Origin of the sequence: Paenibacillus sp. FSL R5-0341, from assembly GCF_037975235.1 — a bacterium.
GTDB lineage: Bacteria > Bacillota > Bacilli > Paenibacillales > Paenibacillaceae > Paenibacillus > Paenibacillus amylolyticus_A.
On record NZ_CP150241.1, the window covers coordinates 5385876 to 5402302 of the forward strand.

General features: G+C 46.8%; 20 protein-coding genes and 1 other annotated feature. Of the genes, 8 read left to right on the top strand and 12 right to left on the bottom strand.

Annotated features, from left to right (window positions below; translation table 11 throughout):
• Positions 1-66: 66 nt before the first annotated feature.
• Positions 67-285, bottom strand: coding sequence for an alpha/beta-type small acid-soluble spore protein (locus MKX75_RS24150; protein WP_017692386.1), 219 nt, complete (start codon positions 283-285; stop codon positions 67-69).
• Positions 286-405: 120 nt separating this feature from the next.
• Here MKX75_RS24150 and MKX75_RS24155 point away from each other — a divergent pair, with 120 nt between their 5' ends.
• On the top strand, positions 406-606 hold the full coding sequence (locus MKX75_RS24155) for a hypothetical protein (protein ID WP_076333191.1): 201 nt from the start codon (positions 406-408) through the stop codon (positions 604-606).
• A 115-nt stretch (positions 607-721) separates the two neighbouring features.
• Here the strand turns inward: MKX75_RS24155 and trpS are convergent, their stop codons facing one another.
• Complete coding sequence (trpS, locus tag MKX75_RS24160; protein WP_076333192.1) at positions 722-1714, bottom strand: tryptophan--tRNA ligase; 993 nt, start codon at positions 1712-1714, stop codon at positions 722-724.
• Between the two features lie 73 nt (positions 1715-1787).
• Positions 1788-2057: a binding site (T-box leader), on the bottom strand.
• 245 nt (positions 2058-2302) lie between these two features.
• Here trpS and MKX75_RS24165 point away from each other — a divergent pair.
• The gene (locus tag MKX75_RS24165) at positions 2303-3277 is read left to right on the top strand and encodes an aldose 1-epimerase (RefSeq protein WP_076333193.1); all 975 of its coding nucleotides are present in this window, start codon (positions 2303-2305) and stop codon (positions 3275-3277) included.
• 205 nt (positions 3278-3482) lie between these two features.
• Positions 3483-3716 carry an alpha/beta-type small acid-soluble spore protein gene (locus MKX75_RS24170; protein WP_047841310.1) on the top strand — a complete coding sequence of 78 codons (234 nt, stop codon included), beginning with the start codon at positions 3483-3485 and terminating at the stop codon, positions 3714-3716.
• Between the two features lie 83 nt (positions 3717-3799).
• Here MKX75_RS24170 and MKX75_RS24175 read toward each other — a convergent pair whose 3' ends face one another.
• Positions 3800-4210, bottom strand: coding sequence for a hypothetical protein (locus tag MKX75_RS24175; RefSeq protein ID WP_062837997.1), 411 nt, complete (start codon positions 4208-4210; stop codon positions 3800-3802).
• Positions 4211-4484: 274 nt separating this feature from the next.
• On the bottom strand, positions 4485-6284 hold the full coding sequence (locus MKX75_RS24180) for a M3 family oligoendopeptidase (RefSeq protein WP_076333194.1): 1800 nt from the start codon (positions 6282-6284) through the stop codon (positions 4485-4487).
• A 118-nt stretch (positions 6285-6402) separates the two neighbouring features.
• Here MKX75_RS24180 and MKX75_RS24185 point away from each other — a divergent pair, with 118 nt between their 5' ends.
• Together MKX75_RS24185 and MKX75_RS24190 are read left to right on the top strand one after the other, a co-directional pair.
• Positions 6403-6573 (top strand): YycC family protein, encoded by a 171-nt coding sequence (locus MKX75_RS24185; protein ID WP_076333195.1) that lies wholly within the window; start codon positions 6403-6405, stop codon positions 6571-6573.
• The gene (locus tag MKX75_RS24190) at positions 6570-6803 is read left to right on the top strand and encodes a hypothetical protein (RefSeq protein WP_062837999.1); all 234 of its coding nucleotides are present in this window, start codon (positions 6570-6572) and stop codon (positions 6801-6803) included. Before MKX75_RS24185 ends, MKX75_RS24190 begins: the two co-directional genes overlap by 4 nt.
• A 25-nt stretch (positions 6804-6828) precedes the next feature.
• Here MKX75_RS24190 and MKX75_RS24195 read toward each other — a convergent pair whose 3' ends face one another.
• From MKX75_RS24195 to MKX75_RS24205, 3 genes are all read right to left on the bottom strand, one after another.
• Entirely contained in the window at positions 6829-7560 is a 732-nt protein-coding gene (locus MKX75_RS24195) for a DUF2225 domain-containing protein (protein ID WP_175623788.1), read from the bottom strand.
• Between the two features lie 45 nt (positions 7561-7605).
• Positions 7606-7983, bottom strand: coding sequence for a globin (locus MKX75_RS24200; protein WP_339167189.1), 378 nt, complete (start codon positions 7981-7983; stop codon positions 7606-7608).
• A 244-nt stretch (positions 7984-8227) separates the two neighbouring features.
• On the bottom strand, positions 8228-8392 hold the full coding sequence (locus MKX75_RS24205) for a hypothetical protein (protein ID WP_155984997.1): 165 nt from the start codon (positions 8390-8392) through the stop codon (positions 8228-8230).
• 153 nt (positions 8393-8545) lie between these two features.
• Here MKX75_RS24205 and ylbJ point away from each other — a divergent pair, with 153 nt between their 5' ends.
• Together ylbJ and MKX75_RS24215 are read left to right on the top strand one after the other, a co-directional pair.
• A complete protein-coding gene (gene ylbJ, locus MKX75_RS24210; RefSeq protein ID WP_339167190.1) occupies positions 8546-9796 on the top strand; it encodes a sporulation integral membrane protein YlbJ in 1251 nt (416 codons plus the stop codon).
• 104 nt (positions 9797-9900) lie between these two features.
• The gene (locus tag MKX75_RS24215; RefSeq protein ID WP_036673293.1) at positions 9901-10704 is read left to right on the top strand and encodes an NAD kinase; all 804 of its coding nucleotides are present in this window, start codon (positions 9901-9903) and stop codon (positions 10702-10704) included.
• 29 nt (positions 10705-10733) lie between these two features.
• Here MKX75_RS24215 and MKX75_RS24220 read toward each other — a convergent pair whose 3' ends face one another.
• A complete protein-coding gene (locus MKX75_RS24220) occupies positions 10734-11153 on the bottom strand; it encodes a YutD family protein (protein WP_254847947.1) in 420 nt (139 codons plus the stop codon).
• Positions 11154-11167: 14 nt separating this feature from the next.
• The gene (lipA, locus tag MKX75_RS24225) at positions 11168-12067 is read right to left on the bottom strand and encodes a lipoyl synthase (protein ID WP_062838003.1); all 900 of its coding nucleotides are present in this window, start codon (positions 12065-12067) and stop codon (positions 11168-11170) included.
• 240 nt (positions 12068-12307) lie between these two features.
• On the opposite strand from lipA, the gene MKX75_RS24230 reads away from it, so the two are divergent.
• On the top strand, positions 12308-13378 hold the full coding sequence (locus MKX75_RS24230; RefSeq protein ID WP_062838004.1) for a M23 family metallopeptidase: 1071 nt from the start codon (positions 12308-12310) through the stop codon (positions 13376-13378).
• 178 nt (positions 13379-13556) lie between these two features.
• Here the strand turns inward: MKX75_RS24230 and yunB are convergent, their stop codons facing one another.
• The 3 genes from yunB to gnd all read right to left on the bottom strand — a co-directional run bounded on the left by yunB (position 13557) and on the right by gnd (position 16323).
• A complete protein-coding gene (gene yunB / locus MKX75_RS24235) occupies positions 13557-14432 on the bottom strand; it encodes a sporulation protein YunB (RefSeq protein WP_339167191.1) in 876 nt (291 codons plus the stop codon).
• A 264-nt stretch (positions 14433-14696) separates the two neighbouring features.
• A complete protein-coding gene (gene fsa, locus MKX75_RS24240; protein ID WP_036605718.1) occupies positions 14697-15341 on the bottom strand; it encodes a fructose-6-phosphate aldolase in 645 nt (214 codons plus the stop codon).
• An 88-nt stretch (positions 15342-15429) separates the two neighbouring features.
• The gene (gene gnd / locus MKX75_RS24245) at positions 15430-16323 is read right to left on the bottom strand and encodes a phosphogluconate dehydrogenase (NAD(+)-dependent, decarboxylating) (RefSeq protein ID WP_339167192.1); all 894 of its coding nucleotides are present in this window, start codon (positions 16321-16323) and stop codon (positions 15430-15432) included.
• Between the last annotated feature and the right edge of the window lie 104 nt (positions 16324-16427).

A 16427-nucleotide genomic window follows, 5' to 3' on the forward strand; every position in this document is an offset into this window, starting at 1 on the left:
AGCCCGGAGCGTTTCCGCCCCGGGCTTTCTGTTTATCCTGTTTTGTTGCTGTTTGGTTAAGATAAATTATTTGCCAGACCCAGCCAGAGACTGCTCAGCGATTTGTACCAGACGTTTGGTGATATATCCACCCAAAGATCCTGTTTCACGGGAAGTGTAGTTACCATAGTAACCGTCTTGTGGGATAGTTACACCCAGTTCCTGTGCAGCCTCGATTTTCAATTGTTGCAGTGCTGAATTTGCCTGAGGTACCACCAAGTTGTTAGAACGAGATCCTTGAGCCATATTTATAATCTCCCTTCAATCTGTGTCTGTAATGTAATTGCAAGCTTGCAAGATTATTATGGCTCGTACGCTTCAGGTTATACGGAATTTTACTAAATTTGTAGATGGAGGTTTTTCCCAATGAGCAAAGGCTTATCCTTATGGTTCGCGTTCTCTTCGATTATCTTGTTAGCGGTTACAGCAATTACGATCTCCTACTCCGGTTGGTTAGCAGCACTGCTGTTTATCCTGTCCATGGCCAACATTGGCTGGGGATTTGTGATTCGTGCCAAAAAAGAACGTCAGGAAGTTCGCTCGACGGCTTCAGAGCCTACTTCTTGAACATGTCTTTTATAATTCAATAATGAACGTACAAATAAAGAGGAGTTCCTACATAGGACTCCTCTTTATTCATGTTAACTATTCATTCCGTTACATATGGAAATCTTGTTCAGCACTACAGTTTGCGTCTAGGAACAAACCCCATACGTTCTTTTACTGCATCCAGCGTTTGAGCAGCAACTTCTTCTGCACGGCGCGCTGACGTATCGAGAACATCGGCTAATTCGCCAGACTCGCGAATCTCATTATAGCGTTGTTGTAATGGTTCAATAACAGACACAACCACTTCAGCCAGTTCCTTTTTGAACGGACCGTACATCTTGCCTTCATAACGCTCAGCTACTTCCTTAAGCGTCATACCCGCACATTCAGCATAGATGCTCATCAGGTTGCTGACTTCCGGTTTGTTCGCTGGATCATATACGACTTCACGTCCCGAATCTGTTGTAGCACGGCTGATTTTTTTGCGAATGACATCCGGCGGATCGAGTAGAGCAATATAGCTACCAGCGTTAGGGTTACTTTTGCTCATTTTCGAAGAAGCATCGTCAAGTGACATTACCCGCGCACCCACCTGTGGGATATACGGATCTGGAATGGTGAAGTACTCCCCATAACGATGGTTAAAGCGTCCTGCCAGATCACGTGTCAGTTCCAAATGCTGCTTCTGATCCTCACCCACGGGTACAAGATCAGCATTGTATAGCAAAATATCAGCCGCCATTAATGATGGATACACGAACAGTCCAGCACCAACGGAATCTTTACCAGATGATTTATCCTTAAACTGAGTCATGCGTTCAAGCTCACCCATGGAGGTCAGCGTCGTCATCAACCAGCCCAATTCCGCGTGCTGCGGTACATGGGACTGCAGAAATACATTAGATTTAGACGGGTCAATACCTGCTGCAATAAACAGCGCAGCTACAGCTTCCGACTGTTCACGCAATGCTGCTGGTTCCTGAGCTACGGTGATGGCATGAAGATCGACCACCATGAAATGACATTGATAGTCATGCTGGAGTTTTACAAAGTTTTTGATTGCACCAATATAGTTGCCCAATGTGAGCTTACCACTTGGTTGAATACCTGAAAGTACTGTTTTCATTGCACATAACGCCTCCCTGATTTTAAATAAAAAAAACCGCCATTCTCTGCGAACGCAAAAAGGCCCCACATCCGCAAGGGACGTGAGACCGTGGTGCCACCCTTATTCGCTTTTCTTCCATTGCCCCTGACCCTGAATTCAAGTCAAGCTGAAGAAATGCCTTCATTGTTCCGTAACGTGGATTATACGGCAGACTCTAGTGGGGCAAGCCCGTCTTTCGGCTTTGCCTGTTCAAATCCACACTCAAGGGTCCATTCGGTAAAGAGCTCACACCGGTTCGCATCAACCACCGGCTTTCTGAAGAGGATTCTCTTGGCCTACTTGTCCCTGTCATCGATTTCATGTCATTCAATTCTAATAAATGCTTTCAGAGTTCCATCTTAATGCGCACAGGCGCGAATGTCAAAATGAGATGAACTTTTTTACCCGACACACTAAAATCTGTTATGATGGAATTGCTTATCCTATTGTTAACTTCACACGAAGTCGAGCAGGAAATAGCTGGCATGTACACAATGACACGCCTGTAGCAGTAGCGTCATCACGACTGCTTGCAGACAGATTTCAAGTGGGAAAAGGAGCATCGATATGAAACAAGTGACCAAAGGCCAATGGAATGGTTACGACACGTATATCCTACATAGCCGTGAATTGGAAATTACCCTGCTGCCGCGTCTTGGAAATAATATTATTTCTATTCGCGATTTAGTGCAGGACAGAGATGTCGTCCGCCGTCCGGATGAAGACGATCTTGCCTTTTATCTGCAGAAGCCGTACCATTTTGGCGTTCCTCTCCTGATTCCACCAGGGCGCATTCATCGTGGACAATTCGAATATGAAGGTGTTCGTTACCAGTTCGATCAGAATACGGCGAATGATAACCATATTCACGGTCTCCACCGTACCCAATCCTGGTGTGTCAGTGACATTGAGGAAGATGAAGACGGCTGTGCAATTACAACCGAATTACTGACTGAAAATGAAGAGCACTGGATGGCTCAATTCCCGATTCCCCTGAAGCTTGAGATGACGTTCAGTCTGCAAAACGCTGTATTTAGCCAGCGTCTGCGAGTCACTAATCTGAGCTCCACGCCTGCTCCTTTTGGGATGGGATATCATACATGGTTTTTGCTAGACGGCAAACCTGCCGACTGGACATTGCAAGTGCCTGTTTCCGGACTATACGGACAGAATGAGGAGCAACTCCCTACAGGTGAAATTGAATCTCTAGGTGAATGGTCTGCTCTGAACGAAGGCATCAACTTGCAGGGACGTAACTGGGATACCTTGTTGAAAGCTACCGAAGGTGAATCAGCCACGGCTTACTTACGCAGACAAGATGGATATACATTGAAATATTCAGCAGATGAAGCATTTTTCAAACATTGGGTTCTCTTCACCAAAGGTGAATCTGATCAGTTCTTGTGCATTGAACCGTACACTTGGCTCCCGGACGCACCCAATTTGGCCTTATCGGATGAGCAGACGGGGTTAATTCGCCTGGAACCGGAACAGCCTGTTGAGCTATTTACACGTATTGAGGTTATACCTCCGACAGACTAAGTAAGCTTCTCATCCTCTATATTGCTTTTGCGCATATCACTCTATATTTTAATATCCTTGTACAACTTGCCGACCCGCATTGGGTCGGCTTTTTGATGTGACATGTCTACTATTAATCATCCATATTTTCCCTTACGCCATATCATGTATATTTCCGTATTCTCTAACCATACTAACATCACCAACCCATAAGGAGGTGACACATATGTACGGAAGTCAAAACCAAGGTAGCGGTAGCCGCTCCAACAACCTGGTCGTTCCCCAAGCAACTGCAGCATTGCAACAATTGAAAATTGAAGCTGCACAAGAGCTGGGTGTAACTATTCCACAAGATGGTTACTACGGTAACTATACTTCCCGTGAGACAGGTTCTCTGGGTGGATACATCACAAAACGTCTGGTGCAAATCGCTGAGCAGCAATTATCGGGTCGTTCGTAAGCTCGTAATTTTTGCTTGATTTGAGCAGATTCCAAAGTACAAGCGGCCTTCTTCGGAAGTGCCGCTTTCTCTTGTGCAAGTACTTAGGAGGTCGACTCCATGCCTGAATCCTTGTATGTATTGGTTCTAGGGTAACGAATCATCAGGCTCGCCATATTATAATTAGACTCCATTGTTGCATCCACCAAAATCATACCTTGTCTTACTGTGAAGTCGTACGATATTTCGCCATGCGTCCAGTTCCGTTTGAATTTCAACGTCTCCAGTGCCATTGCCCGGAAAGAAGTTCTCTGGGTTTCGTTTAGTCCCCCTTCCTCCACATCCATCTGTCCATTTCGTCCGGTTATCGGATTATGTCGAATACCAAATTTCCCAATTACGTTGTTTCGTATTTGCACAAAAACTACCCCTGAGTCTAACCCCGACAACTCATGATCAAGCTCTTTGAACACCAGATCCAACTGTCTCGCTAATGAAAGCTCGTCAATTTTCATATTAACACTCTCCTTATATGCTTATAGTCCTATACATCAAGGACTTACGACTCATTATATGACATCATATGTGCTCATTCAACAAACAACGGCAAAGTTGGGTATTTCTAACTATAATTTGCACAATTAATTGCCATTCCACTTCCTTAAACTGAGCTTTTTCACTTAATTACGACAAAATATTCGAGAATTGAAAATGAACATTCTGAACAAAAAAAGCTGCAATCCAGTGTCTGTTAAACACTCGATTGCAGCCATTTCATATATCTTCAACCTATTTTTCAGTTGCTGTCATCTGCAAAAACTGCTCAATATCGGCAATGACCAAATCCGCAGCATTTTGCCAGAAATCCGGTTGTGTCAGGTCCGTACCCAAATGTTTCTGGGCCAGTTCTTCGACCGTCATACGTCCTGTATCCCGCAACAAGTCATCATATTTACCTGCAAATGCTGTACCTTCTTGCTGTGCTCTCGCATAGATTCCCGCACTGAACATGTACCCAAACGTGTATGGGAAGTTATAGAATGGCACACCTGTCAGGTAGAAATGCAGTTTGGAGGCCCAGAAATGCGGATGATCTGTTGCAAGTACACCGCAGAATGCTTCCTGCTGTGCCTCCACCATCAATTTGGATAACTCATCCGCATTGACCAATCCTTTTTTTCGTTGCTCATAGAAACGATTCTCAAACAGGAACCGGGCATGGATATTCATAAAGAATGCCACACTTCGCTGTATCTTGTCTTCCAACAACGCCAGCTTCTCTTGCTCATCTGTTGCTGCCTGTACCAGGGCATCTGCTACAATCAGTTCAGCAAACGTGGAAGCTGTCTCGGCCACATTCATCGCATAGCGCTGATTCAATGCAGGCAACTCTTCCATAATGTGTTGATGATATCCATGACCAAGTTCATGCGCAAGAGTCGACACATTGGATGGCGTCCCGGAGAAGGTCATGAAAATCCGGGTTGCTTTGCTAAGTGGCAAAGACGTACAGAATCCTCCTGGGCGCTTGCCAGGACGGTCTTCTGCTTCGATCCAGCGTTTCTCAAAAGCCATCTCTGCAAACGAAGAAAGTTTAGGACTGAACTTGGCAAATTGTTCAACAATAGTCATTGCTGCCTCATCGTAAGTGATCTTGCCACTCGATTGGCCTACAGGTGCATCAACGTCGCTCCAGCTGAGCTTGTCTACCCCCAGCAGTTCTGCCTTGCGCTCCAGATATTGAACAAGCGCAGGTTTAGCCCCGTTAATCACATTCCACATCGTATCCAGTGTCTGACGTGACATCCGGTTGATGGCTAGAGGTTCTTTGAGGATATCATCCCAGCCACGTTTCTCATACAACTTCAGACGGAATCCTGCGAGGTGGTTCAGCGTGTCTGCACAGAAATCTTCGACATCGGTCCAAGCCTGCTCCCAGTTTGCAAATACCGTCTCGCGTACATTCCGATCACTATCACTCAGCTTGTTGGCAGCCTGTCCTGCGGACAGCATTACCATTTCTCCATCTTGCTCAAAAGGAATGTTCACCTTGCTGACAATCGTATTATAGAATTTGCCCCAACCATGGTACCCATCCACTCCCAGATCCAAAGCAAGGCCTTCCAGTTCCGGCGAAAGCTTCTCACGAGCTAGCGTGCGACTCTCGTTCAATACAAATGCCAGCGGCTGAATATCTTCCCGAGCAATCCACGCGTCCCACACCGAATCCGATGTCTGACTAAGTGTATTATCGAACTTCGACTTACTGCCGTTCAGCATCGCAGCAAGAGAACTGATGGCTCCCTGAAGCTGCGTTGCCTTCTTGTCTTTCTGGTTTTGTGATGAGAGACAGGATACAAACGCAGAACCTTCCGAAATGCGGATATAGCAGCTCTGCAGCAATTCCAAAATGGCATCAAAAGCAGCCGTCTCTTCTAATGAAGTCGGTGCGGGTGTTTCATTCAACAAATGTTGCAGTTTGCGTACATCCTCTTCCAGTTCAATCAGATACGCAGCAAATGATTCGGAGGAAGAACCTCCACTAAAAATGGACTCCAGATCCCATACTGGGTTTAATGGCGTTTTCATTTAATAAGGCACCTCTCTCTATAAATTGGATAGTTAGGATCGAATTAAAAACTGGTTTTCTGCGTGCTGTATCTCTATACTAGAGAAATACTTATAGCAACTCTCAGGAGGTAATCGTATGAAACCTTTACAAGTATCGGCTGATACAGCCGTCAAATTAGCAGAATCCTTGGGCGTGCCTTTGGAGCACCTGATGCACATGCCCCAACATATCCTGATGCAGAAGATTGCGGAACTCGCCAAACAAGAAGCTTCCAAACCTTCTGCAACAGAAGGCGAAAAAGAATGATTCCGTTTGAAAACAGCTGGCCTTACGATATTGTGATGGGGGATATCTATGTACAGCAATGTCCGTACTGTCATGCAAGTAATGTGCTGCTCCCCCTCAAACCAAAAGAGCTTGTGCTCATTCGCGAAGGCAAAAAGAAACTACTGGTCTTTCCCTGCTGCAATGCCAGCATGACCGTGATCGACAATGACAGTGACTATCTGTTATCCAGCCGTCCTGTCCGTAACTAGGGTGTGTCTTAAATCCAAGGTTGACTTAGAGGGGGCTGCGCTTTGCAGCCTCTTTCTCTGCTTCCAGCATCTCTTCTGGGAGTTCCATCTTGCCTGAAATCATCTGTTCGCGCAGCACCGCCCACTGTTCTCTTGAAGCACGAATCATAGCCGCATCTGTGATTCGCTTGTCATGTATGACCTTGCCGAACCATTGCACTGCTTCATTGAACCGGCCTACCCTGCGATTCAATTCCCCGAGCAAATACAACAGTTTGGCTTCATTGCCACCTGTTCCTTCACGTTCGAACACCTTCACATAGGCTTCAAGGCTAAATTCAAGAAAACGATGTTCCTGTGCATGGTCCTCCATATAACGATACAACCAGGCTATATGATGCAGCAGGCCAGCGACGACACGGTCTTTTTCCTGGATAACCTGGGCGCACAGCAAGGCAAGCTTGTACGTAGCCAGCGCCTGGTCCAGTGTCCGTGCTCCGCTATAATCACGTTTGACCCAGCGATTACCGATCTGTTCCTTGAAAGCCTTGCGCTGAGCATCATTTAAATGCTCCGTTGCGTTCTCCGTCGAGGCAAACCCGCACTGCGGACAGATGCGAACCACATAAAAATCTGGATTCTCCAGCTTGTAGTACGCACAAAAATCAGAATCCGTCCGGTAGGGTCTTTTCAAGCTTGGTCTTACCCGTGAGGTGTCATACTCAGTTTCACAATAGTGACACGTTACCTTCACCTTATACAGCGGCTCTAATTCCACTCGGTTCCCCATCCCTCTCCCGTACGCTTATAATCATATTCGGAACTACGGTGTATTTACAAAATGGTGCGCAGGCCCAGATAAACGCTGCAGGATAAACGAATGCAAGGGCTCTTCCACACCAATCTGTGTTAACGCTTGGTTCATACATGCAAGCCAGGCCTCAGCCCGTTCAACCGTCACTTCAAAATGCATATGACGGGCACGCATCATCGGATGGCCAAACGCCTCGGAGAACAGCCCTGGTCCTCCAAAAAATTGAGACAAAAACATATACTGCTTGTCGATGACCGGCTGAATATTTTCCGGGAAAAGTGGAGCCAGTTGCTCATTCTGCTGAACGATCGGATAGAAAGCCTCGACCAGTGCACGAACACCTCTCTCACCACCAAGATTGTCATAAATACTCAAACTGGGATTCATTCGTCTGATTCCCCTTTCTGATGTCGAATTTTGCCATATATTACACGTTTCGTGAACATTGTGAAAACAGTAACAATATCCAGGCCACAAAAGCCTTTATCTCCATTCTATCAAAAAAAACCAAAAAGTCCTATATAACATGAAATCAACAGGACATATAACCTGCCGTCTGTATATAGGACCTTATTCAAAACATAGGACAAAAAAAGCGCCAACCGCATAGGTTTGCGCACTAGATATTCCATTAATAACTCCGCCAGTCCTCTTCCTCAGAGCGTACCAGCGAGGCACGTATCACATATACAAAAGCACAGACCAGGATTCCGGTGACAAGACTCATGATCATCACTCCATCCGAATTGAATTCCACCTTGGAGACAATTAGGTGACGTTCAGGCGTTTTTCTCATTTTAGCACACATCACTTAAAAACACAGCCACTTTTGCAAGCGCTTTCTACTTATAATTTTGTACTGTTTGTCCGCTTTTTTTCATATATTGATGGCAAAAGCGCCACCGACTACTGCACACCGACCATTCCAAAAAATAAAGGAGAGGAATTCATGGCTGCTCCACAACGACTCACCCATGTCCTGGTCACACTCGCTCTCCTGCTCCTTTGTGTGTTAATGGTCTTGTTCCCAGCGGAAACCTGGCACGCAGGTGTACGCGGACTGTCCATCTGGTGGGACGTACTGTTTCCCTCCCTTTTTCCTTTTTTGGTGCTGTCCGAGCTGCTGCTCGGCTTCGGCATTGTTCATTTTTTGGGCACCTTGCTGAATCCATTAATGCGTCCATTGTTTCGTGTTCCGGGAAGCGGTGGTTTCGTATTTGCCGTAAGCTGTGCATCCGGTTATCCTACAGGGGCTAAACTGACCGCCCAGTTATGGGAACAAAAGCTGGTTACCCGGGAAGAAGGAGAACGGCTCGTTGCCTTCACCACATCATCCGATCCAATCTTCATGATTGGAGCGGTATCGGTTGGCTTCTTCCACAATGTCGCCATTGCGCCAATATTGGTTGCGAGCCATTACGCTGCTGCTTTTCTGGTGGGTGTGCTCATGCGTTTCCACGGGGGTACAGCGAAAGGCTCACCGACAGACATCTCTTCTCCATCTCCAGCAGAGAAGATACATCGAAACAGACTGGTTCGTGCCATCTATGCGATGCATGAAGCAAGAAAGGCTGACGGACGGGCATTTGGTGAACTGTTGCGCCAGGCAGTCTCCTCATCCCTTCGCCTTATTATTATCGTAGGGGGGCTGGTTGTATTCTTCTCGGTCATGATGGAGTTACTTGTGCAGACCGGTTGGCTTGGCGGATTGTACGGGATTACCGAGCAATTGCTACGGCATAGCGGATTGCCTCCATCCTTATCTCCTAGCTTGGTTGGTGGGCTATTTGAAGTAACGCTGGGGAACAAAGAGGCTGGGAGTGCCGGGACATCCATCCCTCTCGTCTATAAGGTAGCGGCTGCTGCCTTTGTTCTCTCCTGGGGCGGATTATCCGTACATGCGCAGATTATGAGTGTCCTTAGCAACACCCCCATGAGATATGGTCCCTTTCTATTTGCCAGAGCCATTCATGCGTTAATCGCACCTGTATTAGTCCTGCTGTTGTGGACACCCATGATGGGGCGTTCTTCTTTCCCCGTTCTCATGGAGCCTGGTTTCATCCCATCATTATCGACGTATACACCGGACTGGAGACTGATCTTCCTCTCGGGAATGATTGTTTTTGCAAGCCTCATCGTGTTGTTGCTCATCTTAGCGATATTAAGTTCTCTACTCCTGCCAAGACATGCGAAAAAATAAGACCACTATTCATCTATATTTCACTGAATATGCTTCCAAACGTTGTGTTCTTCCGCGGAATTGATTATCATCGGTAGTATAATGACCACAAAGGAGCTTTCATCTTGAGATACTATGTTCAAGACCGCGGAGACCAGTTATCGATTGATCTCAGTCAGCAGTTTCATGCGCTGGCGAAGGAAGAAGGGTTCAAGCTGGATGCAGAATCGCCGGAGATTGTCATCTCCATCGGGGGCGATGGTACGATGCTACAGGCATTTCACAATTTCATCGACCGCATTCCGGATATTGCTTTTGTTGGGGTTCATACAGGCCATCTCGGCTTTTACGCCGATTGGAAGAAGGAAGAATTACGGGAATTAGTTCGGCTGATGAGTGGCAAGGGAGATCCGGAGCGTCTCAAACCACGTATTGTACAATATCCACTCTTGGAGCTTGAAATTCGTAAAAAGTCGGGGAATTCCTCTTACATCGCCCTTAATGAATTTACGTTAAAAGGTGTAGACGGTACCGTCGTGGCTCAGGTCGATATTAACGATGTAACATTTGAAATGTTCCGTGGGGATGGCATCTGTGTATCCACGCCATCAGGCAGCACGGCATACAACAAAGCCCTCGGCGGTGCTATGGTGCATCCAACCATCGAGGCGATTCAGATTGCGGAGATTGCATCGATTAATAACCGGGTCTATCGGACACTTGGTTCACCGGTTATTCTGCCCAAGCATCATCATTGTGATATTTTCTCGCGCAAGGATCAGCGGTTATTGATGACGATTGATCATGTGAACGTGATGGTGGAGGATCTGATCTCCGTCCGTTGTCAGGTATCCAGCCACAAGGTCAGTTTCGCGCGTTTCCGTCCTTATCCATTCTGGAACCGGGTTCGCACGGCATTTCTTGACTAAAATACGAACACAAAAAAAAGCGGTCCTTCTCAGGAACCGCTTTTTGCTTTGGCTTGAGGCTGATCCTTGCTCTTCTGAAGCACAAAGTACGCACAGCCAAAGTTACAATATTCATTGATATAATCCACAATACTGGCAATCGTGGAATCCTTCGTCGCTTTTGGATGGTTATCGCGGTAAAAACCTTTTAACCTTAACTGGCTATAACCCCAGTCCCCGATAATATAATCATAACGCTCCAGCACTTCACTGTAACGATCACGGAAGACCTCTGGGTTCCAGCCCTCTTTGTGGTTCTGGACGATTTCATAATTTTTGCCGCCGATCTGTACAATGACCGGTTCTTTGGGCTTTTCCTCAACTGACTCAACAACCGATTCCTGAACCGGCTCCTGGATCTGTCCCTGAAGCTGGTCCTGAATCTGTTCTGTGATTTTTTCTTCTTCCAATCCGGTTTCCTCCATCACGCGTGTGTTGCCGCCTGTTCAGCATGTTTGGTAGCCGATTTCACCTGTTCATGCGCATGGTAGGAGCTGCGTACCATCGGACCGGACTCGACGTGGCTGAACCCACGTTTTAATCCTTCCTGTTTCAATGCAGCAAACTCCTCTGGCGGATAATACTTTTCAACATACAGATGTTTCTCCGATGGCTGCAAATATTGACCAATCGTCATAATATCGCAGTTCACCGCACGAAGATCATCCATCGTCAATAAAATTTCATTATATTCCTCACCTACACCAAGCATAATGCTTGATTTCGTTGGGATGTTAGGTTGCATTTCTTTGGCACGAGCAAGTAATTCCAGTGAACGTTTATATTTCGCCTTGGCGCGCACTTTGTCTGACAACCGCTCTACCGTCTCAATATTATGATTCAGAATGTCCGGTTTGGCATCCATTACAATCTGCAAAGATTCCCGATCGCCCAGAAAATCTGGAATGAGTACTTCAACGCTGCACAATGGCAACCGCCGCCGTACGGCCTTTACCGTCTCTGCAAAGATCGTAGCTCCCCCGTCCTTCAGGTCGTCACGGGCTACACTTGTAATTACGCAGTGTTGCAGATTCATCTGCTCTGCTGCTTCCGCCACACGTTCTGGTTCCTGCAAATCAAGCTCCGTTGGCAAGCCTGTGTTCACCGCGCAAAAACGGCATGCCCTTGTGCATATGTCGCCCAAAATCATAAAAGTGGCCGTTCGATTGGCCCAGCATTCATAAATATTCGGACACCGTGCTTCCTCACATACCGTATGCAGCGTTTTGGAACGCATCATCGTTTTCATTTCCTGATAGTTATCGCCGGTTGTCAATTTGATCCGAATCCAATCCGGTTTCGGTTCTTTAACACGTTTAGCCAATGCATAAACCTTCTTTCTACTGAAGTTAGGCTGTTGCTCGGAACATATTATACCATGAAAGCGTTGGAAAAACTCCCATTTGTCACATCTTGTGCATTCATGCCCGATATGGACAATTTGCATCATTCGATTCATCCCAAGTGCTGACATGGATAAAATGAGAACTTTTGAAGAACGCTAACCTTTAGCTTGGTTCATCGGGTACCTTGTATCATTTTAATGGAAAGGGGCTGCTTCCCAGTGCAACAACGCTTGACCTTCAGGCACACGTACCGCTTTTGGATCAAAACATTACTTGCAGGTACTCTGCTTCTCCCATTCTTGCCTGTTGAAGTTTACGGTGAACCCGCCCAGGCCGCTCCCAAACCACAGGCAGCTGAGCTAAAGCCCGCAGAAATCTTCGCTGCACGTCGCCATTTATATGAGAGCATCGGTCAGATGACTCAGATTCCCTGGTACAGGCTGGCCGCCATTGATCAGTATGAACGTACGATTACCCGTGCACACCCGAAGGATCGCAAGCATCCGGAGCGGCTCACAGGTGTCTTCATGACCTCTCCGGCCTGGAGAGGATGGCTAAATCCGGATGAGACGGATCAACATCCGGAATCCATTCTTTTTTTCAAAGGATATGGGCGTGATGGTTCAGGAGACGGTTTAGCGGATGCTAACAATGATCAGGATGTGCTGTACAGTATGGCTTCTGTTATTCAGGGTTACGGGAACAAGCAAGAAGACTTCAACATTGCCTTGTGGGAATATTATCACAACTCCCGTGCTGTACAACGGATACAGCAATTCGCGAAGTTATATGAGCATTTTGACAATCTGGATCTGTTTGGACATGCCTTTCCGGTCCCACTTGGAACCAATTACTCCTATCGCAGCACCTGGGGTACCAAACGAAGCTGGGGTGGCTATCGCATTCATGAGGGAACGGATATCTTCGCTCCGCATGGCCTACCTGTGCGCAGCACCTGTTACGGGGTCGTGGAGATCAAAGGCTGGAACCCGTTTGGCGGCTGGCGCATCGGAATTCGGGATTTGAACAACCATTATCACTATTACGCCCACCTCTCTGGTTTTGACAAGAGCGCACGCATCGGTGAAGTGGTTATTCCCGGTCAGGTCGTAGGTTGGGTTGGCAGTTCGGGTTACGGGAAACCTGGGACACAGGGCAAATTCCCTCCGCATCTGCACTATGGGATCTACCGGGACAGCGGACTGCACGAGTGGTCGTTCGACCCTTATCCACAGCTGAAACATTGGGAACAAGATGAACGCAAACAGAAGAAGAATAAGAGCAAGTGAGTCGAGAATATACTCAGTAAGTGGAAGCACTTTGGAGTACACCGCTTAATTCAATCCAAGTCTATAATTTGGCGGAATTAAGTGGATTCTCTTCGGCTTAGAGTGCAATATCCATTCGAAAAAGGGACCTCTTCAATAGAGGTCCCTTTCTTTGCTATGAGCTAGAAATGGGTGTGATTCACGGCTGCGCGTCCTTATTAGGCTGCACTCCGCCATTGATATCAGGCAAATCTGGCTCAAATTCAAGCTCGCCCTCTTGCAAATGGTTTGACGGCGCCTGTTGCTGGTTCTGGCTTGGGGGATTCGTCGTCACTCCATTCCCGCTTGATACACCCGTATGACCTGATGGCAGCGCTATAGCCGGTGCATTACTGCCGTTACTGCCTACCGGCTTGCCCTGATTATCGTAATAATACATGGGCACATCCCCGACAACCAGAAGGTAAGAAATCGGGATTTCCGTATCAACCGTTTCGGGCTCCATATCGAAGGGCACCACGACCGCGACCTCAGCAATGATGTGAATGTACACTTCCACCAAGATCATGTTAATGCCTGCATTTTGCTGACGGGTGTTCAGGTCCACTTTGACAGCTCCTTGAGGTTCAATACGAACCGGTATACTCGGGCCAAATGAAGCCATCACCGGACTGCCCAGCGCCTGCCCCAGCGGTATCTTTTCTTTTAACATGTGTACATTCTGAAGCGTGGATTGCACGATATTCATCGTACTTGCGGTGATTCGCATATGCTCATTGTAGTTCAGCATGAAACCGGACACTTTCCCGGCGGTATCCGTCTTCCAGTCAATCAGCCCTTCGTTGGTTTTGCCGTCTGCCACCTGTGCTGTAATCGCCTTGTTGATCGCTTCGGTCGCAATCTGCTTCACTCTGATCTTGGCCAAGTGCATAATAGGAGGCTTCATTTTCTTATCTACATAGGCAAAACCCTGCATTAAACAAAACGCTGTCACCAATAAAATGATCAACCACATTTTACGCTTGCCGCTTGGCGGCTTACGGCGTCTCCGGCTTCGCCATCTTCTTCTCATCATCGAAGTGTCCCTCCCCTGCGGGATGAGCTATAGGCTATATGTTAACCTTATGCACCGTTGTCCTGAAAAAGAAGGACAGTACATGGACACTGGACAGAAAGTAACAACAACATGAAAGGGACAAGTACTCCTCTTTGGCTAACCTAACCGGAAATCGGAAACTACATAAAATAGAGATAAAAAAACCTCCCGCCCGCAGATTAATCTGCAAGGCGAGAGGCATTATGTTCAGACCACCAAAAAACTCAGGCAACGTCTATCCTTTTATTTCGGAACAGATTCCCAATCTTTCAGGAAACGTTCAATGCCGCTGTCCGTAAGTGGATGTTTCCAAAGTGTCGGCAGAAGCGAACCCGGAATGGTGGCAATGTGCGCACCGGAAAGGGCTGCATCCTCTACATGTTTGATATTGCGAATGCTTGCTGCGATAATCTCGGAAGGCAGATCATACATGTCCAGAATCAGACGCAGATCACGAATCAGTTTCATACCATCCACCGCAATATCATCCAAGCGCCCAACGAATGGACTGATGTAGGTTGCACCGGCTTTCGCCGCCATCAGGCCCTGTGCTGCGGAGAAGATCAGCGTTACATTGGTTTTGATCCCTTTTTGCGTTAACTCATGACAAGCATATAACCCATCTTCGGTCATCGGCAATTTAATGACTACATTCGGTGCCCATTCTGCAATCTCATAAGCTTCCTTCAACATATCCTCGGCTTTAAGACCGATAACTTCAGCACTGACCGGGCCTTTAACAACGCCACAGATCTCCTGAATGACTTCTTTAAATACGCGACCTTCTTTGGCAATCAAAGACGGGTTGGTCGTGACTCCATCCACCAGACCCAGACGTTCGATCCGTTTGATTTCTTCCACATTCCCTGTATCCAAGAAAAATTTCATGATATGTTACCTCCACTTGATGAATTCGTATAAACACGATATAAGTCATTACCCGATGTTCATCATATGTTAACAGTTATATATAAAATTAATTTTTCTCTACAGCGTGACCGCCAAATTCGTTACGTAATGCTGCTACCACTTTACCTGTGAATGTATCTGTCTCCAGGGAACGATAACGCATCAGCAAGGACAAAGCGATAACTGGTGTAGCCGTTTGAAGGTCAAATGCCGTTTCTACCGTCCAACGTCCTTCGCCAGAAGAGTGCATTACGCCTTTAATTTCATCAAGGTTCGCATCTTTGGAGAAGGCACGTTCTGTCAGCTCCATCAACCAAGAGCGGATAACGGAACCGTTGTTCCATACGCGAGCCACTTGTTCGAAGTCGAAATCAAATCCACTTTTCTCCAATACGTCAAAACCTTCACCGATGGATGCCATCATACCGTACTCGATACCATTGTGAACCATTTTGAGGAAATGACCGCTGCCCGCTTTACCTGCATACAGGTAGCCGTTCTCTACGGAAGTGTCTTTGAATACCGGTTCAACGATTGCCCAAGCTTCCGGGTCTCCACCGATCATATAACATGCGCCATTACGTGCGCCTTCCATACCGCCAGATGTACCTGCATCCATGTAGTGAATGCCCTTAGTTTTCATCTCTTCGTAGCGACGGATGGATTCTTTGTAGTGGGAGTTACCCGCTTCAATAATGATGTCGCCTTTGGAAAGCAATGGACTAACTTCAGCCAATACAGCGTCTACCACGTTGTGAGGAACCATGATCCACAATACACGTGGGGATTCGAGCGAAGCCACCATCTCAGCGTAAGAAGATACGCCTTCAGCGCCGTATTCTTTCATTTCTTTTACTGCTTCAGCGTTCAGGTCAAAAGCAACCACTTCGTGTTTGTGATCAATCAGGTTTCTACCCAAGTTCAATCCCATTTTTCCTAATCCGACAAGTCCAAGTTTCATTTCAAAATCCTCCTGTTATGAACAATGTTTAATTTTCATTTGCGTTCAAAATTAAAAATAAGTGCTTAACGTTTGGAGAAGTAACCGTTCCGGTCACGAATCGT